The organism is Haloarcula sediminis (assembly GCF_035656455.1).
GTDB classification, from domain to species: Archaea; Halobacteriota; Halobacteria; order Halobacteriales; family Haloarculaceae; genus Haloarcula; species Haloarcula sediminis.
In genome coordinates this window covers 25,744-50,350 of record NZ_JAYMGA010000002.1, presented here as the reverse complement: position 1 = coordinate 50,350, position 24,607 = coordinate 25,744, and the positions used below count along the sequence as shown (strand labels likewise).

Annotated in this window: 33 protein-coding genes; 17 read left to right on the top strand and 16 right to left on the bottom strand. The window is 67.6% G+C overall.

What is annotated here, in order from left to right:
• Positions 1-6: 6 nt before the first annotated feature.
• Positions 7-1,164 (bottom strand): M20 family metallopeptidase, encoded by a 1,158-nt coding sequence (locus VJ162_RS05920; RefSeq protein WP_324663042.1) that lies wholly within the window; start codon positions 1,162-1,164, stop codon positions 7-9.
• On the bottom strand, positions 1,161-2,396 hold the full coding sequence (gene lysA, locus VJ162_RS05915) for a diaminopimelate decarboxylase (protein ID WP_324663041.1): 1,236 nt from the start codon (positions 2,394-2,396) through the stop codon (positions 1,161-1,163). The genes VJ162_RS05920 and lysA overlap by 4 nt, the downstream gene beginning before the upstream one ends.
• 117 nt (positions 2,397-2,513) lie before the next feature.
• Here lysA and VJ162_RS05910 point away from each other — a divergent pair, with 117 nt between their 5' ends.
• Positions 2,514-3,866 carry a protein kinase family protein gene (locus VJ162_RS05910; protein WP_324663040.1) on the top strand — a complete coding sequence of 451 codons (1,353 nt, stop codon included), beginning with the start codon at positions 2,514-2,516 and terminating at the stop codon, positions 3,864-3,866.
• A 140-nt stretch (positions 3,867-4,006) separates the two neighbouring features.
• Here the strand turns inward: VJ162_RS05910 and VJ162_RS05905 are convergent, their stop codons facing one another.
• From VJ162_RS05905 to dapA, 3 genes are all read right to left on the bottom strand, one after another.
• Positions 4,007-4,846: a 2,3,4,5-tetrahydropyridine-2,6-dicarboxylate N-succinyltransferase gene (locus VJ162_RS05905; protein ID WP_324663039.1), complete on the bottom strand. Its 840-nt coding sequence runs from the start codon at positions 4,844-4,846 to the stop codon at positions 4,007-4,009.
• A 311-nt stretch (positions 4,847-5,157) separates the two neighbouring features.
• Positions 5,158-5,910 carry a 4-hydroxy-tetrahydrodipicolinate reductase gene (gene dapB, locus VJ162_RS05900; RefSeq protein WP_324663037.1) on the bottom strand — a complete coding sequence of 251 codons (753 nt, stop codon included), beginning with the start codon at positions 5,908-5,910 and terminating at the stop codon, positions 5,158-5,160.
• Complete coding sequence (dapA, locus tag VJ162_RS05895) at positions 5,907-6,833, bottom strand: 4-hydroxy-tetrahydrodipicolinate synthase (protein WP_324663035.1); 927 nt, start codon at positions 6,831-6,833, stop codon at positions 5,907-5,909. The genes dapB and dapA overlap by 4 nt, the downstream gene beginning before the upstream one ends.
• A gap of 299 nt (positions 6,834-7,132) precedes the next feature.
• Between dapA and VJ162_RS05890 the strand changes: the two genes are divergently transcribed.
• Positions 7,133-7,630 (top strand): LabA-like NYN domain-containing protein, encoded by a 498-nt coding sequence (locus VJ162_RS05890; RefSeq protein ID WP_324663034.1) that lies wholly within the window; start codon positions 7,133-7,135, stop codon positions 7,628-7,630.
• A 37-nt stretch (positions 7,631-7,667) separates the two neighbouring features.
• Here VJ162_RS05890 and VJ162_RS05885 read toward each other — a convergent pair whose 3' ends face one another.
• Positions 7,668-7,862, bottom strand: coding sequence for a hypothetical protein (locus VJ162_RS05885; RefSeq protein WP_324663033.1), 195 nt, complete (start codon positions 7,860-7,862; stop codon positions 7,668-7,670).
• Positions 7,863-8,008: 146 nt separating this feature from the next.
• On the opposite strand from VJ162_RS05885, the gene VJ162_RS05880 reads away from it, so the two are divergent.
• The 5 genes from VJ162_RS05880 (at position 8,009) to VJ162_RS05860 (ending at position 10,503) form a co-directional block, all read left to right on the top strand.
• Positions 8,009-8,476 (top strand): PUA domain-containing protein, encoded by a 468-nt coding sequence (locus tag VJ162_RS05880; protein WP_324663032.1) that lies wholly within the window; start codon positions 8,009-8,011, stop codon positions 8,474-8,476.
• A gap of 150 nt (positions 8,477-8,626) precedes the next feature.
• Positions 8,627-9,013 (top strand): nascent polypeptide-associated complex protein, encoded by a 387-nt coding sequence (locus VJ162_RS05875; protein ID WP_324663029.1) that lies wholly within the window; start codon positions 8,627-8,629, stop codon positions 9,011-9,013.
• Position 9,014: 1 nt separating this feature from the next.
• Positions 9,015-9,734 (top strand): methyltransferase domain-containing protein, encoded by a 720-nt coding sequence (locus VJ162_RS05870; protein WP_324663027.1) that lies wholly within the window; start codon positions 9,015-9,017, stop codon positions 9,732-9,734.
• Between the two features lie 164 nt (positions 9,735-9,898).
• Positions 9,899-10,102 carry a hypothetical protein gene (locus tag VJ162_RS05865; RefSeq protein ID WP_310917573.1) on the top strand — a complete coding sequence of 68 codons (204 nt, stop codon included), beginning with the start codon at positions 9,899-9,901 and terminating at the stop codon, positions 10,100-10,102.
• Entirely contained in the window at positions 10,099-10,503 is a 405-nt protein-coding gene (locus VJ162_RS05860; RefSeq protein ID WP_324663025.1) for a hypothetical protein, read from the top strand. The genes VJ162_RS05865 and VJ162_RS05860 overlap by 4 nt, the downstream gene beginning before the upstream one ends.
• Here VJ162_RS05860 and VJ162_RS05855 read toward each other — a convergent pair.
• From VJ162_RS05855 to VJ162_RS05845, 3 genes are all read right to left on the bottom strand, one after another.
• Complete coding sequence (locus tag VJ162_RS05855) at positions 10,484-11,095, bottom strand: hypothetical protein (protein WP_324663024.1); 612 nt, start codon at positions 11,093-11,095, stop codon at positions 10,484-10,486. The two genes, VJ162_RS05860 and VJ162_RS05855, sit on opposite strands and share 20 nt — an antisense overlap.
• A gap of 4 nt (positions 11,096-11,099) precedes the next feature.
• Positions 11,100-11,423 carry a transcription factor S gene (locus tag VJ162_RS05850; RefSeq protein WP_324663022.1) on the bottom strand — a complete coding sequence of 108 codons (324 nt, stop codon included), beginning with the start codon at positions 11,421-11,423 and terminating at the stop codon, positions 11,100-11,102.
• Positions 11,424-11,544: 121 nt separating this feature from the next.
• The gene (locus VJ162_RS05845; protein ID WP_324663021.1) at positions 11,545-12,570 is read right to left on the bottom strand and encodes a DUF7139 domain-containing protein; all 1,026 of its coding nucleotides are present in this window, start codon (positions 12,568-12,570) and stop codon (positions 11,545-11,547) included.
• Positions 12,571-12,693: 123 nt separating this feature from the next.
• Here VJ162_RS05845 and VJ162_RS05840 point away from each other — a divergent pair, with 123 nt between their 5' ends.
• Entirely contained in the window at positions 12,694-12,981 is a 288-nt protein-coding gene (locus VJ162_RS05840; RefSeq protein WP_324663020.1) for a DUF5789 family protein, read from the top strand.
• Here VJ162_RS05840 and VJ162_RS05835 read toward each other — a convergent pair whose 3' ends face one another.
• Together VJ162_RS05835 and nreA are read right to left on the bottom strand one after the other, a co-directional pair.
• Positions 12,982-13,152 (bottom strand): hypothetical protein, encoded by a 171-nt coding sequence (locus VJ162_RS05835; protein ID WP_324663019.1) that lies wholly within the window; start codon positions 13,150-13,152, stop codon positions 12,982-12,984.
• A gap of 125 nt (positions 13,153-13,277) precedes the next feature.
• A complete protein-coding gene (gene nreA / locus VJ162_RS05830) occupies positions 13,278-14,573 on the bottom strand; it encodes a DNA repair protein NreA (protein ID WP_324663017.1) in 1,296 nt (431 codons plus the stop codon).
• Positions 14,574-14,727: 154 nt separating this feature from the next.
• On the opposite strand from nreA, the gene rnhA reads away from it, so the two are divergent.
• The gene (gene rnhA / locus VJ162_RS05825; RefSeq protein WP_324663015.1) at positions 14,728-15,324 is read left to right on the top strand and encodes a ribonuclease HI; all 597 of its coding nucleotides are present in this window, start codon (positions 14,728-14,730) and stop codon (positions 15,322-15,324) included.
• Entirely contained in the window at positions 15,317-15,859 is a 543-nt protein-coding gene (locus tag VJ162_RS05820; protein ID WP_324663014.1) for a DUF7108 family protein, read from the top strand. Before rnhA ends, VJ162_RS05820 begins: the two co-directional genes overlap by 8 nt.
• 7 nt (positions 15,860-15,866) lie before the next feature.
• Here the strand turns inward: VJ162_RS05820 and VJ162_RS05815 are convergent, their stop codons facing one another.
• Positions 15,867-16,226 carry a PadR family transcriptional regulator gene (locus VJ162_RS05815; RefSeq protein WP_324663013.1) on the bottom strand — a complete coding sequence of 120 codons (360 nt, stop codon included), beginning with the start codon at positions 16,224-16,226 and terminating at the stop codon, positions 15,867-15,869.
• A 279-nt stretch (positions 16,227-16,505) separates the two neighbouring features.
• On the opposite strand from VJ162_RS05815, the gene VJ162_RS05810 reads away from it, so the two are divergent.
• The 3 genes from VJ162_RS05810 (at position 16,506) to VJ162_RS05800 (ending at position 18,787) form a co-directional block, all read left to right on the top strand.
• Positions 16,506-17,039 carry an inorganic diphosphatase gene (locus tag VJ162_RS05810; protein ID WP_324663012.1) on the top strand — a complete coding sequence of 178 codons (534 nt, stop codon included), beginning with the start codon at positions 16,506-16,508 and terminating at the stop codon, positions 17,037-17,039.
• A gap of 115 nt (positions 17,040-17,154) precedes the next feature.
• Complete coding sequence (locus VJ162_RS05805) at positions 17,155-17,295, top strand: hypothetical protein (RefSeq protein WP_324663011.1); 141 nt, start codon at positions 17,155-17,157, stop codon at positions 17,293-17,295.
• Positions 17,296-17,443: 148 nt separating this feature from the next.
• Complete coding sequence (locus VJ162_RS05800) at positions 17,444-18,787, top strand: alkaline phosphatase family protein (RefSeq protein WP_324663010.1); 1,344 nt, start codon at positions 17,444-17,446, stop codon at positions 18,785-18,787.
• Between the two features lie 204 nt (positions 18,788-18,991).
• Here the strand turns inward: VJ162_RS05800 and VJ162_RS05795 are convergent, their stop codons facing one another.
• Together VJ162_RS05795 and VJ162_RS05790 are read right to left on the bottom strand one after the other, a co-directional pair.
• Positions 18,992-20,065 carry a tubulin/FtsZ family protein gene (locus VJ162_RS05795; RefSeq protein WP_324663009.1) on the bottom strand — a complete coding sequence of 358 codons (1,074 nt, stop codon included), beginning with the start codon at positions 20,063-20,065 and terminating at the stop codon, positions 18,992-18,994.
• Between the two features lie 108 nt (positions 20,066-20,173).
• Entirely contained in the window at positions 20,174-20,437 is a 264-nt protein-coding gene (locus VJ162_RS05790; protein WP_324663007.1) for a MarR family transcriptional regulator, read from the bottom strand.
• Between the two features lie 129 nt (positions 20,438-20,566).
• Between VJ162_RS05790 and VJ162_RS05785 the strand changes: the two genes are divergently transcribed.
• Entirely contained in the window at positions 20,567-21,079 is a 513-nt protein-coding gene (locus VJ162_RS05785; RefSeq protein WP_324663006.1) for a type II toxin-antitoxin system RatA family toxin, read from the top strand.
• Here the strand turns inward: VJ162_RS05785 and VJ162_RS05780 are convergent, their stop codons facing one another.
• Positions 21,080-21,838, bottom strand: coding sequence for a halocyanin domain-containing protein (locus tag VJ162_RS05780; RefSeq protein WP_324663005.1), 759 nt, complete (start codon positions 21,836-21,838; stop codon positions 21,080-21,082).
• A gap of 151 nt (positions 21,839-21,989) precedes the next feature.
• On the opposite strand from VJ162_RS05780, the gene VJ162_RS05775 reads away from it, so the two are divergent.
• The 3 genes from VJ162_RS05775 to VJ162_RS05765 all read left to right on the top strand — a co-directional run bounded on the left by VJ162_RS05775 (position 21,990) and on the right by VJ162_RS05765 (position 23,858).
• The gene (locus VJ162_RS05775) at positions 21,990-22,781 is read left to right on the top strand and encodes an aldo/keto reductase (protein WP_324663215.1); all 792 of its coding nucleotides are present in this window, start codon (positions 21,990-21,992) and stop codon (positions 22,779-22,781) included.
• Between the two features lie 111 nt (positions 22,782-22,892).
• Positions 22,893-23,633, top strand: a complete 741-nt coding sequence (locus VJ162_RS05770; protein ID WP_324663004.1) for a hypothetical protein — start codon at positions 22,893-22,895, stop codon at positions 23,631-23,633.
• A 39-nt stretch (positions 23,634-23,672) separates the two neighbouring features.
• A complete protein-coding gene (locus VJ162_RS05765; protein WP_324663003.1) occupies positions 23,673-23,858 on the top strand; it encodes a DUF7333 family protein in 186 nt (61 codons plus the stop codon).
• Here VJ162_RS05765 and VJ162_RS05760 read toward each other — a convergent pair.
• The gene (locus VJ162_RS05760) at positions 23,850-24,602 is read right to left on the bottom strand and encodes a hypothetical protein (RefSeq protein WP_324663002.1); all 753 of its coding nucleotides are present in this window, start codon (positions 24,600-24,602) and stop codon (positions 23,850-23,852) included. The genes VJ162_RS05765 and VJ162_RS05760 overlap by 9 nt on opposite strands.
• Between the last annotated feature and the right edge of the window lie 5 nt (positions 24,603-24,607).

Sequence of the window (24,607 nt, the reverse complement as noted above, 5' to 3'; positions counted from 1 at the left end):
GCGGCGCTACTGGACGAGTCGCTCGACGGTCTCCCGGACCGCGCGAGCGGCGGCCCGGACTTCCGAGAGGCGGACGTACTCGCGTTTCGAGTGGGCGACCGCGCCGACACCGTCGGAGAGCACGCCCGGACCGAAGACGACCGTCGGGCCGCTCTCGGCGAAGTAGGAGGCCTCCGTCGCGGCCTCGAACGGCCGGACGGCCCCGCCGCTTGCCTCGCCGAGCGCCCGGACGAGGGCCGAATCGGGGTCCGTGGCGAAGGCGTCGGGGAAGGGCGTGTCGGGCCGGATGAGCGCCACGTCGAGGCTCATCGACTCGGGGAGCCACTCCGAGAGGTGGGCTTCCAGCGCCCCGGGGAACTCGTCGCTCGTCTCGGGGGGCACCGAGCGCCGGTCGAACGTGATGGTACACTCGGCCGGTATCTGGTTGGTCGCCTCGCCGCCCTCGACCATCGACGGCGTCAGGATGGGGCGACCCAGCGGCTCGTGTCTCCCCGGCCCCTCGCGCTCGTCGTAGCTCTCCATCGCCTGCAGGACGGGCGCCGCGGCTCTGATGGCGTTGGCCCCGCTCTCGGGGTCCGCCGCGTGGCCGCTCTCGCCGTGAATCGTCACCCGGCCCTCGAACTGCCCCTTCGCCGCGGTACAGACGTCCAGTCCCGTGGGCTCGCCCACGATGTAGCCGTCCGCATCGAGCGTCTCGGCGAGGTGGGCGCCGCCGGTCTGTGTGGTCTCCTCGTCGGTGGAGACGGCCAGCGTCACCGCGCCATCCTCGGGCTCGACGGTGAGGAAGGCCTCGACGAGCGCGGCGAGTGGCCCCTTCGCGTCACACGCGCCCCGGCCACAGACGACGTCGCCGGTGAGGCCGCCTCCATCGCCGGTTATCTCTTCGTCGCCCGGCGGTGTCTCCCGACGCTCGTAGGGCAGATGGGGCGGCACGGTGTCGATATGGGTGTTCAAGACGAGATGGGTCCCGTCGGCGGCCGCCGCGGCGTCGGGGTCGGCCGCGCCCGCCGTCGCGATGACGTTGCCAAGCTCGTCAACAGTCGGGTCGGCGCCGGCCCGGTCCAGCGTCGCCACGAGCAGGTCCCGAATCGGGCCCACGTCCTCGGTCGAGTCGGTCTCGACGGCCTCCCGGTGGAACGCTTCGAGGTCGAAGCCGACGCTCATCGCTCCATGCGGGTCACGTCGGCCAGCGTCTCGCGCTCCCGGACGATTCGCGTCTCTCCGCCCTCGATGGCGACCTCCGCGGGCCGGGGCTGGGAGTGGAACTGGTTCGCGAGTTCGTAGCCGTAGGCGCCGGCGTTGCCGATGGCCAGCAGCTCCTCGCGCTCCGGGCGGGCGATGGGTCGGTCGGTACAGAACACGTCGGCGCTGGTACAGCAGGGCCCGCCCACGGAGACCGGTTCCGGGTCGCGGTCGGGGGCCGATACGTTCCGAATCGGGTGGTACGACCCGAACATCGCCGGCCGGATGAGCGTCGCCAGCGAGGCGTCGACGCCGACGACCGTCGCCGCGGGTGCCTCCTTGATAGTGTTTACCTTCGTGAGGATGAGTTCGGCGTCGGCGACGACGTAGCGGCCCGGTTCGAGCTTTATCCGGGCGTCTAACTCGCCGACCGCGTCCCGGACCTTCTCGCCGACGACCACCATATCCAGTGGCTCCCCGTCCTCGCGATAGGGCACGCCGAAGCCGCCGCCGAAGTCCACGAAGTCCAGGGGCGTCACTTCGCGCTCGACGCGCCGACCCATGTCGGCGACTTTCCCGATGGCGCGGCAGTGGTCGTCCAGGTCGTCGTGGAGGACACCGCTGCCGGCGTGGGCGTGGATGCCCACGAGGTCGAACCGGTCGGCCACGTCCGCGGCCACCTCGGGCACCTGCTCGTAGGGGATACCGAACTTGGCGTCTTTGCCCGTCGCCACCTTCTCGTGGTGACCGGTGCCGATACCGGGGTTGATGCGGACGGCGACACGGCCGTCGTACCCCCGGTCTTCGAGGCGGTCGAAAGTGTCCCGAGCGCCGCCGGTGATGGTGAGACCTGGGTTCTCCTCGGCCAGTTCGACGGCGTAGTCGAGGTCGCCGTCGGGCGGGTTCACGGCGGTGTACTGCAGCGTGTTCGGGTCCGCCCCGGCCTCGATGGCCCGCTTGAGTTCGCCGGCGGCGGCACACTCGATGTCGGCGCCGGCCGAAAGCAGCTTCGAGAGGACGGCACGGCCGGTGTGGGCCTTCGCGGCGTACATCACGTGGGCGTCGGGGAACGCCGACGCGAACCGCTCGTAGTTTTCGGCGACGCGGTCGAGGTCGACGACGTACAGCGGCGTCCCGTGGTCGGCCCCAAGCCGACCGAGGCGGTCGTGGTCCCAGTCCGCGAGACGGCGGACCGGCGGAGAGTCCTGACTCATTGCTTGATACACGGCGACGCCCGGTAACAAGGGTTGCGCTCCGGGGTTGCGCGCACCCAAACCTATTTTTGCTCCAACAATCGACTCTCCAGCAGGAAGGGAGAACCCGGTAATATCATGGAACAGGAGGTCCCGCGCCGGCCGCCCTTGGAGATAATCAAGCAGGGGAGCCTCTGGGTCGTCGAGGACTACCGCCAGGGGTCACGAACGGGGGAGACCCACGCCACCCACGACTCCCAGCTCTCGGCCATGCGCTACGCGAAATCGAAGATGGAGGCCGACCGCCACCCGTGTCTCGTCCGGTGGGACTCCCCGCGCAGCGTCGGCGGGCTCTACTGGAACCCGCTGTTTGAGATACTCACGGTACGCCGTGACGAACTCGTCGGCGGGTGGAGCGTCGTCCCCGAGGCCGGGACCTGCGCGATGACGGTCGCGTCCACACGCCAAGAGGCCGCCGACCGCGCCAAGAAGCTCCAGGGGCTCTATGACTTCAAGCACCTCCGGGTCTACGACGGCCGCGGCGAGGAGTTCGAGGAGCGAGCCCACCGCTTTCTACGCAACGACATCACCCGGTCCGGCGTGCGCTTCGACCCCGACGCGGTCGCCGAGATCCCCGAGCCCGAGCAGCCGGACGAACCCGAGCCCGGGACGACCTCCTCAGACGAGCCGGCGGGCCCCTCCGACGTGGGGACAGTCGGCCCGGCCAGTCCCGGCCAGCTCGGCGCCTCCGTTCCCGACGTGACCCAGGTGGAGTTTACCGACACCGACGGCGCCGTCCACCGCTACTCGACGCCGTGGCACGGCGGCACCGACGCCCAGATACTCACCGTCTCGCGGAAGTATGCGACCGACGAGGGCGTCCCTGAGGCCTTCGCCGAGCCGTTCGAGCGCTGGCAGGCGCACGATGGCGCGCCCAACGTCGCCGCGATACACGAGTCCGGCACCGACCCCACCTCCTGGGTCGCCTACCGCGTCGGCGCGCACTCGCTTGCCGACATCGGGACGGAGCTTCCGGCCCGCTCTCGGGTCGAAGTGCTTGGCGACGTCGCCGATGCGGTCGACACCGTGGGCGGCCAGTCGACGACGCTCTGCGGGCTGGTCCCCGAGAACGTCCACCTGCTAGAGGCGGATGGGGGCCGGCGGGCGACGGTCGCCAACTGGGGCATCGAGTGGGCCGTCCGCGAGGCGGTCGGGCTGGCCCACGACGGCCCGTTTCTCGCGCCCGAACAGCGGGAGGGCCGCCTGACCGCGACGACCGCCGTCTACCAGCTCGGCGCGCTGGCCTACTGGCTCTGCTGTGAGCAGCGCCCGCCCGACCCGCCGTCGCCGGACCCAGCGACGATGCCGCGGCCGATACAGAGCGTCTCCTCCCGGGTCAAACCACATCTCGCCCGGGCGCTCGCGGCTGACCCCGACGAGCGGTTCGACTCCGCCGGGGCGTTCTACCGGGCGCTGGCGGAGGCAGTGTAAGCGAGAAGTCTCGAATCACGAACGGCGAGCGACGCGAGTCGTGAGTGGGCGGTCCGAGCGAAGCGAGACGTCTCGCTGCTCGCGGTTCCCTGCGGTCACCGCTTGCGGTGTCGAGGTTCCAAACGCCGTGAGGAACCTCGCTAGTCTCTGAGCGCGTCTTCCCGCTCCGTCGCCTCCAGCGTCTCCTCTTCGACGTCGGTCGCCACCACGGCGGGCTTGTAGGCGCCGCCGGGGATGAGGTCGTGTTCGCCGACAGAGGAGTCGACGAAGCGCTGGAAGGCCCGCCGCTCGGGCGGCAGTTCGCCGTAGAGGACCTCCTCCTCGACGAGGTCGTAGACGGGGATGCGCGGCGTCAGCAGCGTGTTCTCGCCGACGATGGAGCCTTCGCCGACCACGAAGCCGCTGGTCACCCGACAGCCCGCGCCCAGGGAGACGTCGTCCTCGACGATGACGGGGGCGCTCTCGACCGGTTCGAGGACGCCGCCGATGAGCGTGTTCGCGCCGAGCTTGACGTTCTCGCCGATCTGTGCACAGGAACCGACGGTGTCACAGGAGTCGATGAGCGTCCCGTCGCCGACGTGGGCGCCGATGTTGACGAAGGAGGGCGACATCATGATGCAGTCCTCGCCCAGGTACGCCCCGCGCCGGATGGTCGTCCCGTCGGGCGTGTTGCGGGTGCCGCGGTCGCCGAGGTCGGCGGTGTCACGCAGCGGCAGCACGTCGTGGTAGGTGACGCCGCCGTGTTCACGCTCGTGGGTCCGCCGGAAGGCGAAGTTCAGGAGGATGCCCTGTTTCACCCACTCGTTTGCCTCCCACTCGCCGTCTCGCTTCTCGGCGGCGCGAACGTCGCCGTTTTCCAGTGCGGCGAGGAACTCATCGAGCGTATCGAGCTGTGGCGGCTCGACGTCCTCGACGGTGGCGCCCTGTTCGTACGCTGTCCAGAGGTCCTCGATGTTGCGCTGCAGGTCCTGTCCGAGCATATGGCCGCGTACCTGCTCCGAACGTATAGCGACACTGGATTCCGCTGCAGCGGACGCTACGCCGGGTCGGCCAACGGAGAACAGTTGGCTAGTTGTGAGCCGATGCGACCGGGACAGTCAGTTGGCGCTCCGTATGTAGCCACAGTCGCTGCAGTGGGTGGCTGTCGGTGTCGGTTCGAACTCGCCCGCACAGTGTGGGCACCGGGACGCCGGTCGTCGGTGTGTTGTGACCATATCACACAGTGGCCGCTCGTCCGGTATAAGGCTATACGTTAAATTGACAAGAGTGTATAAGGTCGATAATACGACTCTCAGGCGTCCACGACCTCGCCGAAGTCGTACTGGTCGGCCGACCGTCCCGAGAGCCACGCCGCGGCGTCGAGGGCCCCGGCGGCGAAGACGGCCCGGTCCTCGGCGTGATGGGAGAGCGACAGCACCTCGTCGTTGCCCGCGAGAATGAGTTCGTGTTCGCCGCGGATGTCGCCGGCCCGGCGGGCGAAGACGCCGATCTCGTCGTCGGCACGCGGGGCGTGTCCCTCCCGGCCGTAGACGGGTTCGACGTCGCGTTCTTCCTGAATCACGTCCAGCAGGCTCTTTGCGGTCCCGGATGGCGCGTCGACTTTCCCGTTGTGGTGGCTCTCCATGAGTTCGAGGTCGTAGTCGTCCAGCGCCCCCACCGCCTCCCGGACGGCGCGCTGGAGCACCTGGATGCCCCGCGAGAAGTTCGTCGCCTTCAGCAGCGGAATCGAGTCGCTGGCGTCGTCCAGCGCGGCCAGCCCGTCATCGTCGAAGCCGGTCGTCCCGACGACCAGCCCCGCGTCGGCCGCGACGCAGGCCTCGGCCACGGACAGGGTCGACTCGGGGACCGCGAAGTCGACGACCACGTCCACGTCGTAGTCGGTCAACGCGTCGACGTGTCCCTCGGCGACGACGGGGACGCCGGCTATCTCGTCCGGTTCCGTCCCGAAGCCGACGACGACCGTTACGTCCTCGCGGCCGGCTGCCGTCTCGATGACCGCCCGTCCCATGCGGCCCGCCGCCCCGTTTACCGCGACCCGTGTCATCGCTCTATCTCCGCGTAGGCGTCCTCCAGATCTTCGGTTTCGAGGTCGGCCAGTACGGTACGCAGGTCATCGAGGTACTCGTCGCCCAGCCGCGAGAGGGGCGAGCGGAGGTGGGCCGGGCCGTAGCCGCGAATCCGCATGGCCTCCTTGACCGGGATGGGGTTGGTCTCGACGAACAGCTCGCGAAAGAGCGGACCGAGCTCGTGGTGGATGGCTCGCGCGCGCTCGTAGTCTCCGGCCAGTGCCGCCCCGACCATCGCGCAGGTGCGCTCGGGCTCGACGTTGGCGGCCACGGAGATACAGCCCGCCCCACCGACCGAGAGCATCGGGAGCGTCATCCCGTCGTCGCCCGACAGCACCGCGAACTCCTCGTCGCGCGTACGCTCGATTATCTCCGATATCTGGTTCATGTCGCCGCTTGCGGCCTTGTAGGCCTGGATGTTCTCGTGGGCGGCCAGCTCGACGGCGGTGTCCGGCTCGATGTTCTGTCCCGTCCGCGAGGGGACGTTGTAGACGATTTGCGGGCAGTCAACCGCGTCGGCGATGGTCTCGTAGTGGTCGACCAGCCCGCGCTGTTCGGGCTTGTTGTAGTACGGCGAAATCAGGAGCAGAGCGTCGGCGCCGGCGTCGGCGGCCCGCCGGGAGAGCGAGAGGGCCTCGCGGGTGTTGTTGGAGCCGGTGCCGGCGATGACGGGGACGTCGTCGACGGCGTCGATGACCGCCTCGACGACCTCGATGTGTTCGTCGTGGGTCATCGTCGCCGACTCGCCGGTCGAGCCGGCCGGGACCAGGCCGTCGACGCCGGCGGCTTCGAGCCGTCGGGCGTCTTCGCGGAGTGTCTCGAAGTCGATACTGCGCTCGTCGTCATCGTGGAACGGCGTACACATCGCGGGGTAGACGCCGTGGAAGTCGATTGCTGTCATTGCTGAGTGGTGTGGTGTCGCTGTGGGATTAGTCGTCCGGTTGTCCTCGACCAGAGAAGCGACCCGTGACGGGTTCGCCACGCCCGCCACGAGTCAGCGACCCGCGACGGGGTGACGCCCGCCGGGAGTCAGAAGCTATGGCTTGCGCTTGCGTTTGGGGACGACGCCGTCGCCACTGGGTACCGCCCGACCCGGGAGCCAGCGTCGTCGCATACCACAAGCGCCGTCCGTGAGCGACTTATCCTTTTTGCTCCCGCCGAGCCCGAAAACCTATCCGGGCTCGGGTGACAAATCAGCGTATGACTGTCTCACATCCGGGACAACGCGTGGCCATCCTGGCCGACGCGCAGAACCTCTATCACACAGCCCAGAGTCTCTACTCGCGGAACATCGACTACTCGGAACTGCTCGAAGCGGCCGTCGACGGCCGCGAACTCACCCGCGCTATCGCCTACGTCATCCGTGCCGACTCCCCCGAGGAGGAGTCTTTCTTCGAGGCGCTGACCGACATCGGCTTCGAGACCCGCATCAAGGACATCAAGACGTTCCAGGACGGCTCACAGAAGGCCGACTGGGACGTGGGGATGAGCCTCGACGCGGTTACGCTGGCAAAACACAACGACGCTATCGTCCTCTGTACCGGCGACGGCGACTTCGCTCGCGTCTGTCGGTACGTCCGCCACGAGGGGTGTCGCATCGAGGCGATGGGCTTCGAGGAGTCCTCCTCGGAAGACCTCAAGTCCGCCGTCGACGGTTTCGTCGACCTCAGTAGCGACCCTGACAAGTTCCTGCTGTAGCGGTCGCCACGGAGCAGGACGGAGAGAAAGACCGCGTTCAGACCGCCCGACCGTCTTCGGAGGTCCCGACCAGCAACGCGCCGGCGGCAAGCCCCAGCGCCGCGACGGCGCCCATCACGCCGGCGATGGTGGTCGAGATACCGATATCGAACGGGCCCGACGCGAGAATCAACACCGAACTGACGACCAGCAACGCGGCGCCCGCATACACTTTCCGCTTGTCTGTAGCCATTGTGACCGAAACTAACGGGCCATCGGGTATAAATTTCCCCAAACGCGGCCAGCAATTGCCCGGGACGTGGCAGGCGATGGGGCCGGCGACTGTCCGCCCGCCTCCGGACCGAAAACGGGTTACCCACACAGACGCCATCTCGGGCAATGAGCGACAGCGAGCTCCGTGGCCTCCGTCGCGGGGCCGACTACCAGTTCGGACGTGGCGCCGGCGCGGCGCTGTTCCCGGCCGCGTCCGCCGTCGAGGTCACCCACACCAGTTCGGGGCGGCCCCGCCAGGTCCACGCCGACGACGGTCGCATCGCCACCTACGCCACCGACGGTCGCTTCGTTCTCGGGCTGGCCGGCGGCCGACGCCTGCTGGACTCGTTTGACGCCCCCGCCTACCGCGTCGTCGTGGGGTCGGAGAGCGAGCCGTTCGTCCGCGAGGGCCGCAACGCCTTCGCGAAGTTCGTCCGGAAAGCAGACCCCGACATCCGGCCCGGCGACGAGACGCTCGTCGTCCACGAGAACGGCGACCTGCTTGCGGTCGGCCGCGCGGAGCTGCCCGGCGAGGGTATGGCCGACTTCGAGACCGGGATGGCAGTGAAGGTCAGACAGGGCGCGGATAGCTGAGCGTCGCTGTGCGACGGGCGTGACAGTCGTACCACGAGGGCCGGGACGACGGCGTGTCGGTGACTGAGATTCTGCGGACTCGCGGTGTCCCACCAGCGGGGAAGCCGACGGGTCGGTGGGCTTTTTATTCCAGAACGCGCAGCCTCGGGTATGTTCGGCGGAGGCGGCGGGATGAACCCGCGCAAGATGAAACAGATGATGGAACAGATGGGTATCGATATGGAGGATATCGATGCCGAGGAAGTGATTATCCGGACCCCCGACGAGGAACTCGTCTTCACGGACGCCGAGGTCCAGCTGATGGAGGCCCAGGGCCAGAAGACCTACCAGGTCGTCGGCGACCCCGAGACGCGCGAACTCGATGCCGGTGCGGCCGAGGACAGCGAGGAATCGAGCGATTCGGCCGCGGGCAGCGCGGTCGACGAGGACGACGTGGAAATCGTCGCGATGCGGACCGGTGTCGACGAGGACACCGCCCGCGAGACGCTGGAGGCAAACGACGGCGACCTCGCGGACGCGGTCGACGAACTGGAGTAGCGTGTATCTGTTCGTCCACGAGGACCGCGAGTATCTGCTCGAACCGGGCGAGCGGTTCGAGTCCGACCTCGGCATCCTGGAGGTGCCCGAAGACGTGGCACCCGGCGACGTCGTCGAGACCCATCTGGGTACTGGCTTCACCGTCCGACGGCTCCGCGGGCCGGACCTCTTTGCCCATCTCGAACGCACCGGCGCGCCGATGATGCCCCGCGACGTGGGGCTCGTGGTCGGCAAGACCGGTATCGCCGCCGGCGACCGCGTGCTGGACGCGGGGACAGGGACCGGTATCCTCAGCGCCTATATGGGCCGGATGGGTGCCGACGTGGTGACCTACGAGATCGACCCCGACTTTGCCGATGTCGCACGCAACAACATGGAGATAGCCGGGGTCGACGACAGCGTCGAGGTCCGGACCGGCGACGTGACCGACGACCTGGACGGACTGTCGGGCTTTGACGCGGTGACACTCGACACCGAGGACGCCCCCGCCGTCGTCGAGCGGACGCCCACGCTGCTCTCGCGGGGCGGCTCGCTCGCGGTGTACTCCCCGTTCGTCGAGAACACCCGCGAGGTCGTCGCCGCGGCCCGTGAGGTCGGACTCGACGGTATCGAGACGCTCGACACCATCCAGCGGGAGATGGACTTCGACGACCGCGGCTCCCGCCCCTCGACCGGCGGCGTCGGCCACACCGGGTATCTGACGTTCGCGCGACGACCGTAGCGAGCGAGGCGTTCGGGAGCGAAGCGACCGAACGCCTCGATGCGAACCGGCGAGCGACGCGAGCCGGAGAGCGGTAGCGAGGTTCTGAGCGAAGCGAGCCGCGGCGACACACCGATTTCCGCGGGGCGTGGTTTCAAGCCCCAGTGACACATATATCCCCCTGCATGAGCGACGCTCCCGACGAGACGACGACGTGGCCCGAACTCGCTATCGGGCTGTACGACCGGTTGACCGGTCGGAACGCGGAGATAACGTACGAGTTCGAGGACATGGAGGTCGACGTCCCCAGCACCACGGGCGAGGACCCCGAGTACGCTTACTGGCGTGTCGACGGCACGCTCACCGTCAAGGCCCGCGAGAAGGAGTGACGGCGACACCGACCGGACAGCACGGCGACGGGCCCGAGACCCTCGCGGAGCTGCTGGACGCCCTCGAAGGGCGGCCCGCGCTGTCGGTCGAGGCCGACCTGGACGTCGAGCTGGACGGCCACCCGGCGGGCGTCGTGGGCTACGACGACCTCGTGGCGCTCGACCTGCCCTCCGTTTCCGCCGCTGTCTCGCTGTACCGGAACCGACCGCTCGGCGTGATGGACGCGGCGGCGCTGCTCTCCTCCGTCGGACTGACCGCCGAGGTCCGCGTTCGCGGGGTGCCACTGGCCCGCGTCGGTGACGACGCTGTCCCGGGCGACCTGGCCCGGCGGCTCGGGCTGGGGCCGGTCGAACTGGTCCCGGACGGCCCGCTCCTGGCGCTCACTCGACGGCGCGGATGAGATCGAGCAGTTCGTCGCGGTACTCCTGTGGTGACCGGTCCAGCGGCCCGTCCGGGTCGTCGAGACCGAGAGTGTCGCCGACCGACTCTCCCGGGTAGGCGCCCGCAGCGATGCGGAACCCGTCGGCGTGCCAGACACCGACCCAGCCCGTTATCGACAGCGTCGCCGCCACGTCATCCAGCGGGAGTTCGGCCGTGTAGCTCCGCAGATGCACTCTGTCGCCGCGTTCGGTCCGAGCCCGCTCTCTGCGGCCACGCGAGACGTTCTCGAAGCCCCGGTCCCGGAGTTCGCTCGCGAAGGCCGACCCCGCTTCCGAACGTATCGTCGGCAGCACCATCATCGGGCCGATACCGGGCGCCAGCGGCGGGCGGAAGGAAAGCGCCGTCGCGAAGAAAAACCGCCACTGCCGGTTGAGTCCGGCCGCCGACTCGGCGGCCTCGCGCGTTCGCACGTCGTCGTAGAGTCTGGTCGCGCCGGTGACCTTTGCACGCTGGAGCTCGAAGACGGTCTCGACGCGCTCGTCGAGCAGTTCCCACCCGCTGTCTGCCAGCCGCGTTTCGGGGACGACCGGGAACGCGGCGTCGGGCGCCACGACCCTAGTGGTCGTCCTCCCGCCACTTGTGCTCGCACTCGGTGCAGGTGAAAAAGCGGGTCTCGGACTCGTCGGCGGCCCGGATCTGTTTCATCTCGTAGAACGCCCGCTCGTTGCCACACTCCGGACAGCGCGCGTTCGTCGTCGGTCCCATGTCCTGTGGGTCGACCTCGGAGGTGTCGACGATCTCTGAGGACTCCTGGCCCTGTGTCGTGACCGCTTTCTTGTCGGCCTCGGCGCTTCGCGTCTTCTCGTAGCCACAGCTCCCACAGACCCACATGTCGTCTTCCGTCTTCATCATCGAGCCGCAGTCGTCGCAAAATTCCATTGTTACCCCACGTTAGGCCGCCCGCCTGTGTTAAACGCCGGGGTTCCTCACCGGGTGGCGTCCCCGGACAGCGCCTCGTCGCTGGCAGTCACGGGTCTGGGAAAACGGCTGTTCTGTCGGTCTATCCGTTATCGACCCAGGCGGGGCAGGCGTCCATGTCGTCCAGCGTCTCCTCGTGGAACGAGCAGTATGGAGCGACATCACCCTCGTCCATCACGTACTGGAAGTGCCGGCAGTTCCCACAGTAGCTGTCGGGCTCGCCGCGGTGGGCCGCCGTCTCGGTGATGGGGTCCCGGCCGGTGGCGGTCGTGGTGCCGCCGTCAGTCGAGGGCGACGCCTCCGGGCCCGCGTTGGCCAGTTTCGGGTCGAGTTCGTGTTCGGCCGGCGCGGTCGGCGGAGCGCTGGAGCCGGACTGCTGGGCGCCGCGGTCGGGCTGTCGGGGACCGGTATCGCGCTGTTGACTGGCGGCACTGGACTCGGCGGTCGACTTGCTACCGACTCCGTTCCCGTCGGCGCCGCGCTGGGTCGCCCCGCCATCGCTGGTGGCCGCCTCGCGGCGGTTGGTCTGGGTCTCGATGTCGCCGTCGGGGTCGCGCCCGAAAAAGCCGATGCCGCCCAGTCCGGGGAACGAACGGGACTGCTCTACGAGTCTGATGGTCCCTTCTTCGGTGACTTCCATGCGGGCGGTGCCGCCGGGGTCGTTGCGGGTCTTGAACGTCGCCAGGGCGGCGAACAGACACCAGAACGTCGTCAACACGCCGACGAAGTAGACGGTGCTGGCGCCGAGCGCGAGCAGCGGGGCGTCGGCCATCCAGCTGTACGGGTAGAGCCGCTGGAACGCGACCACGCCGACCAGCGCGACAGCGGCGCCGGCGACCGCGGTCAGCCGGGTCCGGGGACCCGCCGGGAGCACGGCGAAGATGCCGAGTACGACCGCCGGCAGCCCCGCGCCGGCGACGACGCCGGCCACCTCCCGGGCCGCGTACGCCCCCAGCCCCAGCGTCGTCCCGAGCCCGGTGGTCGCCAGCGCGATGGCGCCGACGAGCCCCGCCGCCCCCGCCAGGAACAACCCGCCCCCGACGAGCTGCTGGCGCCGCGTCGCCACGCGGCCGACCTCCCCCTCGTACACGTCCGTCAGACTGGTCATAGAAGCACTAGAACGCCGTTCCTCAAAACTACCCGTCAGACGCCCGCATGACGCGGGCGAGCGCGAGCGACGCGTGGCCGGCGTTCCGAAAGCACTAATCGGGCCCGCGGGCACAGTTCCGATATGAGCGATGAGGACAGCGAGGAAGAGGCGGAACCGGCCGTCGAGCTCGGCGAGGGCCCCGACGTTGCGGGCGCCCCGCTCTCGCGGGTGACCGCACGGCTCTCGTGGGGTATCGAACACAGTACCGTCGTCGACCGGGAGGGTGACACGACTATCCGGACGCCGGAGGGGCCACAGGAGCTGGCTTCGGTGCTGGAGTCGGTCGACGAGACGTACTTCCCGGACCGACACGAGTTCGAGGCCGCGGTGCGGGAGGTCATCGGCACCGGGCCGGTCCCGACGGAGTAACTACCGCATCGACTCCAAGGCGGTGACCGTATCCGAGATGAGCCACGCCTGGTCGTTCTCGGGCGATTCGATGCTGAGCGCACAGAACGAGTCCGCCCCGTCGTCGACGGTGATGTGGTAGGCCTCGCTCTCTAGCTCGGCGCGGGGAGCATCCGGTGGCTGTGAGGGCACGTCTGACTCTCGCAGGCTCGACCGTGTAAAACCGTCGATTCGGCAGATAGCGGCCCTGAAACGCTGTATTAAACTCGAAAACTACGCGAGGGCGGCGGGGTCGGAACCGACGACCCGGGGCCGCCCTAGAAGTCAGAGAGCTGGGACTGCAGGCCGGCGACCAGCTCGGACTTGCGCCGCAGTGCCCCCATCGGGACGGGTAGCTGGTCCGCGATCGCATCGAGCGTCTCGCCGAACGTCTGGCCGATGCCGGGCTCCCCCTCGAAGGCGTTGCGGACGCCCTCCCGGACCTGCCAGACCCCCACGGGCGCCCAGTACTCGTCCGTTATCTCCCGGAGGACGAGACACTTGGCCTGCCGGCCCCGCTCTTTGAGGTGCTCCAGCGCACCCAGGCGGGCGGCGTAGTACGCGCCGGCGGTCTCCTCGACGTAGCCGGTCCGTCCCTCGAACCCCTCGTAGGCGCTTGACATGTAGTAGCCCGTCTCGGGCCGGGGGTTCCAGACGCTCTGGGGCGCTTTCATCTCGACGAGCTCGAACTCCCAGCGGCCCGGCGCGAGGATGACCCAGTAGCGGTTGCCCATGTACTCGTTGTACCAGAGCTCGGGCTTGTCGATGGTGTCGCTGTTCCGGAGCGTGCCGCGGAGATACTGCCCGACGGTGTCGTCGACCGCGGTAATCGACCAGCGCGTGGGCACCAGCGACCGCTCGCTGGCCTGGCCGAGCGCCCCCGCCGACAGGATGGTGTTGATGTCGTAGACGTCGAACCCCCGCCGGTAGAGATAGGTCATCGCCCCCTGGGCCTGCCAGTCGTCGTCTTCGAGCGTCTTCTCGACGGCTCTGGGCACGTGGGGGTTCTCGGTGAGGTCCGCGCCCGTCGCCGTCGCGCGCGGGCCGGTCGGCGTCCCAACGTCGTCGAAGGAGAGGTCGATGTCGGGTTTCCCGTCGAGCCCGACTTCCACGTCGACCGGGTGGTCGGCGATGGCGACCTCGCGCTGGACGCCGACAAAGCCCTCCCACACGTCGTAGGCGTTACCGGTGTCCCGACTCCGACGGCCGCCCGTCTGGACCGAATCCACGGCGGTCGTCCGCGTCGAGTTCAACATTCCGGTCCGGCGCTGGAGTACGTCCTCGATACCCAGCCCCTCGCTGTACCAGTCGCCGCTGGTGGCGTACCCCTCGGCGGCGGCGTCGCGGTCGACGGGCGAGAGCAGTCCCGTCGAGACGTTCGGGTAGCCCGACCGGCCGACGAAGATTTCGGGTGCGGTCGAGCCAAACAGCGCGTCGCCCTGGAGGGCCTCGTCGAACTGCCGTTCGACGTCTTCGAGGTGGTCGGTGATGGCGTAGGACTTCTCCTCGGCGAGGCGGCGCTTCTCGGCGGCCTCGTCGCGCTCGTACCCCTCGATGAACTCGTCGAGTCGCATCTACGCCCGAATTTGCTCCTGGTCTGTATGAACCTGTCCCTCGTCGTGGTCCGAGACGCGAATCGGATATCGAACGGCCGGAGACCACCGCTGTGAGACACCCCTTGGAAGCCCGACCACAACCCCTTTAGCGCCGGCCCGGTCTCTCCCACCAATGCCCGTTATCGAGTGCGACCCCGACACCGCCCGCGAGACGCTCGTTGAGGCCGGCGTCGATGTCACAGACGGCAACACCGACCACGAGCGCTGGCGCGCGACCTATGGCGGCGCGACCGCGGTCGCCTACGACGACAAGGTGGTCGTCCAGGGGGGCGACACCGCACAGCTGGAAGCCCTGCTGCGCGGCGACGACGGCGGCCGCGTCCACGCCTACTTCGATGGCGCCTGCCGGGGGAACCCCGGCCCCTCGTCGGTCGGGTACGTGCTGGTCGACGACGGCGGCATCGTCGCCGAGGGCGGCGAGACCATCGGCCGGGCGACGAACAACCAGGCCGAGTACGCCGCCCTCATCAGGGCCCTGGAGGTCGCGACCGACTACGGCTTCGACGAGGTCCACATCCGGGGGGACTCCGAGCTCATCGTCAAGCAGGTCCGCGGGGAGTGGGACACCAACGACCCGAAACTCCGCGAGCGGCGCGTGCGCGTCCGGGAGTTGCTCACGGGCTTTGACGACTGGCAGCTAGAACACGTTCCGCGGGAAATAAACGACCGCGCCGACCAACTGGCAAACGACGCACTGGACGATGCCTGACCTCCCAGCCGACACGCGAGACGAGGCGGAACGACTCACCCGACTGGCCCGCCAGGCCGTCGACGAGGGCGCGGTGGCCACCTACCGCGACCAGCGGGCGGCCCTGCTCGACGAACACGACTACGAGGCCCGCATCCGCGAGGAGGACACCGGGGACGTGCTCGTCTGTTACCCATCCGAGTGGGTCGAGGACGGCGTTATCCGGCCCGACCGCGTCGAGGACACGGACCGCGGCGTCGAGATTCGCCTCTCGGGCCCAGGGGACCCCGACGAGTGGAATGAGGTCGAAGAACAGAACCGCGCCGTCGTCGAGGCGGTCCGGGACGAACACGGCGACGCCCACGCCGCGACGGCGCGGGCCCTCGCGGACTTCATGGGGAACCATTACGCGAAGCCTATCGCCGAGGCCACGCCGGCGGAACTGGCCGAGTTCCGCGAGGAGTACTTCCCGCGCAACGTCTGGCCGACCGAGAAACAGCGCGCGCTGCTGGAAGACTCTGTGCAGCTAGCGGTCGAAGAAGCCGAACGTCTGTAGGGAGCGCTTACGCCTGGTCGTCGACGAGGTCGTGCAGCTCCTCGGCGCGGTCGCCGCCGGTGACGAACTTCGAGAACTCCCAGCCGAGCTGGTCAAGCACTGCTTCCTTGCCCTCTGCTGTCAGGGAGTACTGGTTCGTACGCTTGTCGAGTTCGCTCTTCTCGACCAGATCCATCTCGACGAGGTCGTCGAGGTTGGGGTACAGGCGGCCGTGGTTGACCTCGTCACTGTAGTAGGACTCCAGTTCTCGCTTGATAGCCAGTCCATACCGTGGCTCTTCGGCGAGGATTACGAGGATGTTCTGCTGGAAGGCGGTCAGGTCTTTTGCGACACCGGGACTGCTCGCTACGGATTGTGCCTCTGACATAGTTAGTTAGATGTCATCAAGCTATTTAACACTTGTTAACTTCGACGTATGTCGGGGTAGTATCAGCCGATAGTGGCCGATATATCGGAAATCAATAATTGTCACAGACCCGGTCAATAGGCTCATCGAGCAGGCTATGGCGGGGTGCCGACGGTCGGTAGTAGGAGGGTCCTAACGCCGTACAGGCGACTCTGTTGTCAGCCGACAAGTAGCTTATGCACGACGGGCGCCGCCCGAATTACGAAACTCCTTTTTGACCCCCCGACGCACACGGGAACGATGACAAATCTCTGGGAAGACCTCGAAACCGGACCGAACCCGCCGGAAGAAATCTACGCCGTCGTGGAGTGTCTCAAGGGTGAACGCAACAAGTACGAGTACGACAAGGACATCCCCGGCGTCGTGCTCGACCGGGTGCTGCACTCGAACGTCCACTACCCCTCCGACTACGGCTTCATCCCGCAGTCGTACTACGACGACGAGGACCCCTTCGACGTGCTCGTCCTCGTCGAGGACCAGACGTTCCCCGGCTGTGTCGTCGAGGCCCGCCCGGTCGCCCTGATGAAGATGGACGACGACGGCGAACAGGACGATAAGGTCATCGCCGTCCCGACCGAGGACCCCCGCTACGACCACATCGAGGACCTGGACGACATCCCACAGCAGACCCTCGACGAGATAGACGAGTTCTTCTCGACCTACAAGAACCTGGAGGAAGGCAAGGAAGTCGAGACGCTGGGATGGGAGGACAAACAGGCCGCGATGGACGCTATCGAACACGCACAGGACCTCTACGACGAGCACTTCAACTGACCTCGCCTCGCTCCGCTCGGCGCCGACGGCCCACGGCGCTGTATTTCTATCGGTAATACCGGAAGCGGTTGCCGATTATGTATGAGCATGGGTAATCTTTTGGGGCGCCGGACCGATGGTACAGGTACACATGGCGACCGACCAGTCCGCTCCGCCGACGGACGGCTTCGACCTCGACGCCGACACCGAGCGACCAGCACCGCCGGCCATCGCGCATCTCACAGTCGTGCCGGCGAACGCGGACCGGTCGGCCTGACAGCGCGGACCCGGTCGCCCGAGCCCCCGGCGCGGTCGCCTCGACGGCGTAACCGGCCACACTGGAACGACGCGAAATTAATATTGCCGCTTTCCCTGACGAAAGTGCGAAAAGAAGCTTCTTGTCCCCGACCTGTCTAACGGTTCCCATGGGACTATTCGACCGTCTGAAAGGCGACGACGCGCCGCGCGTCGCCTTCTTCGGCATCGACGGGGTACCGTACAGCCTCATCGACGAGCATCCGGACGTGTTTCCGAACCTCACCGAGATCAAGGAGTCGGGCGCGGCCGGCCCCATCGACAGCATCGTCCCGCCGGAGTCGAGCGCCTGCTGGCCGGCGCTGACGACCGGCGTCAATCCCGGCGAGACCGGTGTCTATGGCTTTCAGGACCGTGAGGTCGGCTCCTATGACACCTACGTCCCCATGGGTCGGGACGTCCAGGCGACCCGGCTGTGGGACCGCATCACCGACGCGGGCCGTGACGCCACGGTGCTGAACGTCCCCGTCACCTTCCCGCCACAGCGCAACGTCCAGCGGATGGTCTCGGGCTTCCTCTCGCCCGGTGTCGACAAGGCGGCGTACCCGGACGACCTGCGTGACTATCTCCAGGCCAACGACTACCGCATCGACGTCAACGCCAAACTGGGCCACGACGACGACAAGACGGAGTTCGTCGAGGACGCACACAGGACCCTGGAGAAACGCTACGAGGCGTTCTCCCACTACGTCGAGGAAGACGACTGGGACCTCTTTTTCGGCGTCTTCATGACCACCGACCGGGTGAATCACTTCCTGTTCAAACACTACGAGCAGGACGGCGAGTACCAGGAGGAGTTCTTCGACTTCTACCGCAAGGTCGACGAGTACCTGGGGAAACTGCGCGAGCAACTCGACGACGACGTGACGATGGTCGTCGCCTCCGACCACGGCTTCACCACGCTCGAACACGAGGTCCACTTCAACGAGTGGCTCGCCCAGGAGGGGTGGCTGGACTTTGCCGACGAGGACCACTCCGAACTCGGCGACATCAGCGAGGACACCAAGGCCTACTCGCTCATTCCCGGCCGGTTCTACATCAACCTGGAGGGACGCGAGCCAAACGGCGGCGTCACCGAAGCGGAGTACGAGGACGTCCGCGACGACCTCAAGGCGAAACTCGAAGACCTGGAAGGACCCAACGGCAACAAGGTCGCCGACCGCGTCGTCACCCGCGAGGACGCCTTCCGGGGCGACCACACCGACATCGCCCCCGACCTCGTGGTCGTTCCGAACCACGGCTTCGACCTCAAGGCCGGGTTCAAGGGCAGCGACGAGGTCTTCGACGTCGGCCCCCGCAACGGGATGCACTCGTTTGACAACGCCACGCTGTTCGTCGACGACGACGACGCTCGTATCGCGGACGCCGACCTCTACGACATCGCGCCCACCATCCTCGACCTGATGGACCACGACTACGACCGGACCGAGTTCGACGGCTCCAGTCTCGTATAGTACCTTTTTACCGACCTTTTTTTGCGTCGGGTGTCCTCGCTCACTCCGTTCGCTGTGGGCACCACTCCTTGAAAAACGTCGATGAAAAAGGCCGAATCCTCACTGCGTTCGGATTCGGTGAAACCGCTCGCCGTCGGCGAGCGGTATGCTCCACAGGAGCGCCTGCCTTTCCCCGAGTCGCGCGACGGAGCGCGCTCCCGGCCCTCACATCAGCGAGTCCAGATCGTCGTTGGTGAACTCGTCGGGATCGCTGTTACCGCCCTGTGATTTCGCGGCTATTTTCGCCTTCTCCATGAACTTGTCGACGCGGTCGGAGCGTTCGACCCCTGAGAGGACGACCAGCGCGGCGATCTTATCCGAGCCCAGCGGGAAATCGCCCCCGCGAACTTCCATGCTGCCCGTCTCGTCTTCGACCCAGCGGCGCGCGCGCTCGACGCCTTTCCGGGAGAGTCGGTCGGGGTCGCCCGCGATGACCAGGAGGGCGGACTCGGCGTCGGTGGCGTCGGGGAGGCTCATGCTGGTCAGGAGGGCGTTGCGGGTGACGCTGGTGATGGTGTTTACGTTCTCGTCGGCGTCCTCGCTGGCTTCGGCGCTGGCGTAGCCGACGGCGGAGATACCCCCGCCCCGCAGGGTGTTGATTATCTCGGAGGAGTCGACGACGCTCTCGCCGACGCCCTCGACGGCCTCGCCGGAGGCAAGCAGCAGGCCGATGCGCTGGGCGATGGCGTCGTTGATGCGGTCGTACCCCTCGGCGACACTGTCGCCGGAGCCGCGCCAGGCGTCGTTGTCGACGAGCAACAGCGAGTCGGACTCCCGGACCGCGGTCTTCAGCGACCGGCCGGCGTTGGCCTGGTAGAGCCCGCCCTCGTCGTCGCCCGGGAGGACACCGAGCATGTAGACCGGCATCTCGTAGATGCGCTTGAGCTCGCGGACGAGCATCGGGGCGCCGCCGGAGCCGGTGCCCCCGCCCAGCCCGGCGACCACGACGACGGCCTCCGCCTCGGTGGTGATGCGCCCGTCCATGTTGTCGAGGACCTCGGTGGCGTTTTCCTGCATTATCTGGGCGCCGAGCTCGTTGTCGCCGCCGACGCCGTGGCCTTTCACGCGGTCTTGGCCGATGAGTGTGGTATCGAGTTCGAGGTTCTGGAGGTCGGCTCTGGCGGTGTTGACCGCCAGCGCGCCCCGGACGGCGTTGAACCCCATGTTGTAGTCAAACTCCGCGAGGGACTGGGTTACCTTCCCCCCGGCTTGACCAACACCTATCAGGACGACTTTCATACAGAACATCTAAGTCGCGGAACTAATCAACGTTGCCCCGACTGGGGGCCACGGCGGTGGCCGCGCGACCGTGACCGCGTGCGAGTGCAGTCGAGTCCGGTGTCCCGACTACTCGATGGTGAGCGCGTAGATGCGCTTGCGCGCGTCCGAGAAGGAAAAGCGGGAACCGACGACGCCGACATCCTCCAGGCGGGTCAGCGCGTAACGGACGGTCCGGGGCGGCAGTAGCGTCTCCTCGGCGAGTTGGCTCTGGGTCAGGCTGTCGTTGTACTCCAGTACCTTCGCGACGAGTTTCGCGCTGGGCGGCAGGTCCGCGACGGCCTCCCAGCCCACCTCGTCGGCCTCGGCGTTCTGTATCTCGGATACGCTCATATACTACACCGTATCGCATACAGGGTAATAATATTTCTTGTTCCGATTCATGCACTGTGGGAATCTTCCGGCAATTTCTAACCGGCTGGTGGCCGAAAGCTTACAGTGGGGACCGACCCCTTGGTTCGTGTGGACGAACTCGAGGCTCGCACGGTCGTCTACGCGCCCCCCGAGGAGCTGTACGACTTCCTCCTTGATTTCCCGGGCTACGCGCGGTACTCGGAGTATCTCGACCGGGTGACCCAGGAGGGGGACGGCGCCGTCGGGACGAGATACGCCCTCCAGTTCTCGTGGTGGAAACTCACCTACACGGCCCGCTCGGAGGTGACCGGTGTCGACCCGCCCGAGCGCATCGACTGGCGCATCGTGAAAGACATCGACGCCGAGGGCTACTGGGGGATAACGCCGACCGAGGCGCCCGAGGGCGTCGAGGCGGCCACCGAAGTCGTCCTCCACATCGAGTACGACGCCGATTCGGCCTCACCGAGCGCCGTCGACCTGCCGAGACTCGTCTCTATGGGCTGGGTCATCGAGAAGGTCAAACCGCTCGTCCGCACGGAAGCGACCAGAATCGTCAGACGCGTCGTCGACGACATCGAGGGCGAACCCCGTGACGCCGACGTCGAGATCCGAACCGGCTAGTTACTCGTCGCCGGGCGTCTCGTAGTCGCCGCCGTAGCGCATGAAGACGTACGCCATCCCCAGCGTCGCGACCATCACGACGGAGGTGGCGACACCGAGCATCTTCGCGCTCCCGGGGACCCCGAGCGGACCGGTCTCGCCGCCACCGCCGCCGCCGGTGCTCTGGGTCGGGTAGTCGCTCCCGACGACGACCGACCCCTTCATGCCGAGGCCCTCGTGGGGGACACAGACGTAGTTGTAGATGCCGTCCTCCTCGAAGGTGTGCTCGTAGTTGACGCCGGAACTCGACACTGCTTCCCCCGAGTCGAGGGTGTCCCCGCCGTCCTGGACGACGTTGTGGCCGCCGCCCTCGCCGGTCCACTCCCACTGGACCGTCGCGCCGTTGTCGACGTGGATAGCCGCCGGTCCGAACCCGTAGGCCCCTCCGTTGGCCTGGACGCCGACCTCGACCGTTGCCGTGTCCTGTCCTGTCGCGTCGGTGACGCTCCCGTCGAAGTTCCCGACCCCGTCGAGGAAGCCGCCGAAGTCCGGCGGGCCGCCGCCACCACCGCCGCCATCGCCACCGGCCGTCCCGGTCTCGGTGCCGGCTTCGGTGCCGTTGGCGGTCGCGGTGCCCGCCGGCGTGCCGGTCGCTGTACCACTCTCAGTCGCCGTCCCCTCCTGTGCGGCCGCGGTACCGGTGGCGGCTGCGACGGCCGTCGCCCCCGTCGCCGTCCGCATAAAGGCCCGACGAGACACGTCCCTACTACCGTCTGTCATAGGTCGACGTTGGGACCGGCCCGTCCTGAATATGTCGGTTTCCAGTCGGTCCGCTCGGCCGGTTCCCGGCCCCTTTTCAGCCGCGAACACGACAGTCAAAGTGATGTCACAGCAGACGCCAACAGCCGACAGCGTCGCGCGCGCAAGCGGGATGCCCATGCTCGGGCTCGGAACCTGGCAAAATGAGGATCCCGACGCGTGTGCCGACAGCGTCGAGACCGCAATCGAGATGGGGTATCGCCACGTCGACACCGCACAGGCCTACGGGAACGAGGATGCCGTCGGCGATGGTATCGCCGCCGCCGACCTCGACCGTGAGGACCTCTTCCTCGCGACGAAGGTCTGGAACGCGAACCTCGCGCCCGAGGACGTCCACGAGACAACCGAACAGAGCCTGGACGACCTCGGTGTCGACGCCGTCGACCTGCTGTACGTCCACTGGCCGGCCGGCGCCTACGACGCCGAGGAGACTCTGGGCGCGTTCGACGAACTCTACGAGCAGGGCAAGATCGACAACGTCGGCGTCTCGAACTTCGAGCCCCACCACGTCGAGGAGGCCATGGATATCCTGGACGCGCCGCTGTTTGCCAACCAGGTCGAGATCCACCCGTTCCTCCAGCAGGAGGAACTGCGCGCCCACGCCGACGAACACGACTACGAGCTCGTCGCGTACTCGCCGCTGGCCCGCGGCGACGTCTTCAACAGCGACGTGCTGACCGACATCGCCGACGACCACGACGTAAGCGCCGCCCAGGTCAGCCTGGCGTGGCTCAGCGAGAAGGGCGTCACCGCCATCCCGAAAGCGACCGGCCGCGACCACATCGCGGACAACTGGCGGAGCCTGGACCTCGAACTCACTGACGAGGAGATCGCACGCATCGACGACATCGACCGCGAGGACCGCAAGGTCGACCCCGACTTCGGCCCCGACGCCTGGGACTGACACTGGGGCGGTCGACAGTACGACCCATCTATCGCGTCAGCGGCTCTCTTCTTGTCGTCTCTTTTCGACCCGGCCTGAAAGCTTTACCACGGGGAGGGGTAAACTGGGAGTATGTCAGTCGGGAGCGACGGAGTAATCGCCGGTCTCCGAATCGATCTCCGGCGGTTACACGAGACGTGGATGGAGCTCGTCTACCCCCGCCAGCGGGGCGCGGGCGATACGGTGTTGGGGACCTGGCAGCCGGACTCCCAGATGGGCATGGTGCTGTATCGCGCCTGGTCGGCCCTGGGAATCCCGATCATCGCGCTGGTCTACCCGCTCGTACTTCTGGGCGCGTTCGTCCGGTTCCAGACCCGCCGCATCGGCCACACCGCGGCCAGCCTCGGACTGCTTGGCGTCGTGGCGCTCTCGCTTCTGGTCTGGGGGGCGCTTGCCGCCCTGGCCCGGTTCCAGCTCGACCTCATCGCCGGCGGCTTCCTCGCCATCGCGCTTGCCGGCGGGGTCGCGACCGTCTCGGCCGCGCTGGCCGTCGGGGCGAAGTCGGTCGGGGGACGGGCGACGACGGTCCTGCTTGCCTACCCCTTCGCCATGACCGCCCTCTTCCTGCCGCCGGTCGTGGCCGCGCTGTTCTCGAAGATGCTGGCCGCCGTCGTGCTCCCGAACAGCACCGCACTGGCCCAGTGGCTGCTCGACAACGCGCTGTCCCCCGTCGGCCTCGCCGAGACGTTCTCCCGGACGTTCGAACTGGAGGGGATCGGCTACGTCGTTATGTGGCTCGCTATCTCGTTTCCCGTCGGCTGGGTCCTCGGGACGCTGGTGTCGCTTGCCGACCTCGTTCGCCCCACTGAGTAAAGTAACGGCTATGGGTATGGGCGCCTAATTCGCGCCCGTATGGAACTAGACGCGCTGAAGACGGCCGTAGCTTTCCTCGTCCTGTTCGGCGTCCTCGCGGTCGGGACGCTGATGAGCCCGATGCAGACGAGTACCGTGATGATGGTGCTCGGCGGTCTGCTCGTGTTCGGCGTCGTGACGCTGCTTCTGGGCGTCAAACACGGCGAGTACCGCGCTTCACACTGAGATATCGCCCGGCCGAACAACCGTTTTCTCCGGTACGTCCTCGCCTGTAGCCACCGCCAGGTCACTCGCTGTGTCGTCGCCAAAGCGGACCGTCGCGCCCGCCCGCATCGGCGCGAGTAGCCCCGCGACGACGGCCCCCGCCGAGGTGACCGGCGCCCGGACGGCAACGGTCGTCTCCGCGTCGATGTCGTAGCCCTCGACCACGCGCTCGCTGGCCGCGAGTAACTCGCCGTGGCTGTAGGTCCCCTCGGCGTCCCGCACGGCGGGGTCGTCCGGCGCGCGCTCGCCCGGCGGCTGCAGCGGGTTTTCGCTCCACAGCTCGCGCTCGAACCCCGCAACCGTCGGGTCGTCGCTCGGGCCGCCGTAGGCCAGTGCCTTCGTCCCCGGCGCCAGCTCGTAGCGGTCGAGCCACGCCGCAGGCGCGACAAGCGCCGTCGCCTCGACTTTGTCGCCGGGCGCGATATCCGCGACCGCGCCGTCGAGCGTCGCGGCCAGTATCGCCAACAGCCCGTCGGGACAGTCACGGAGATAGCCCGGCTCGTCGCCCTCGACCGGGTTCTTCGGCCCGACGACGACGGCGACCGCCATCCCCTCGCGGACCCCGTAGTGGCGCATGAGGTTCCCGCCCTTCCAGACGTTCGTACAGAAGTCCCGGTAGCTGTACGGCGCCGACCGCTCCGGCGTCGAGAAGAACACTCCGTCGCGCTCACGACCCGCCGCGACCAGGTCACTCAGCGTGTCCATGGCAG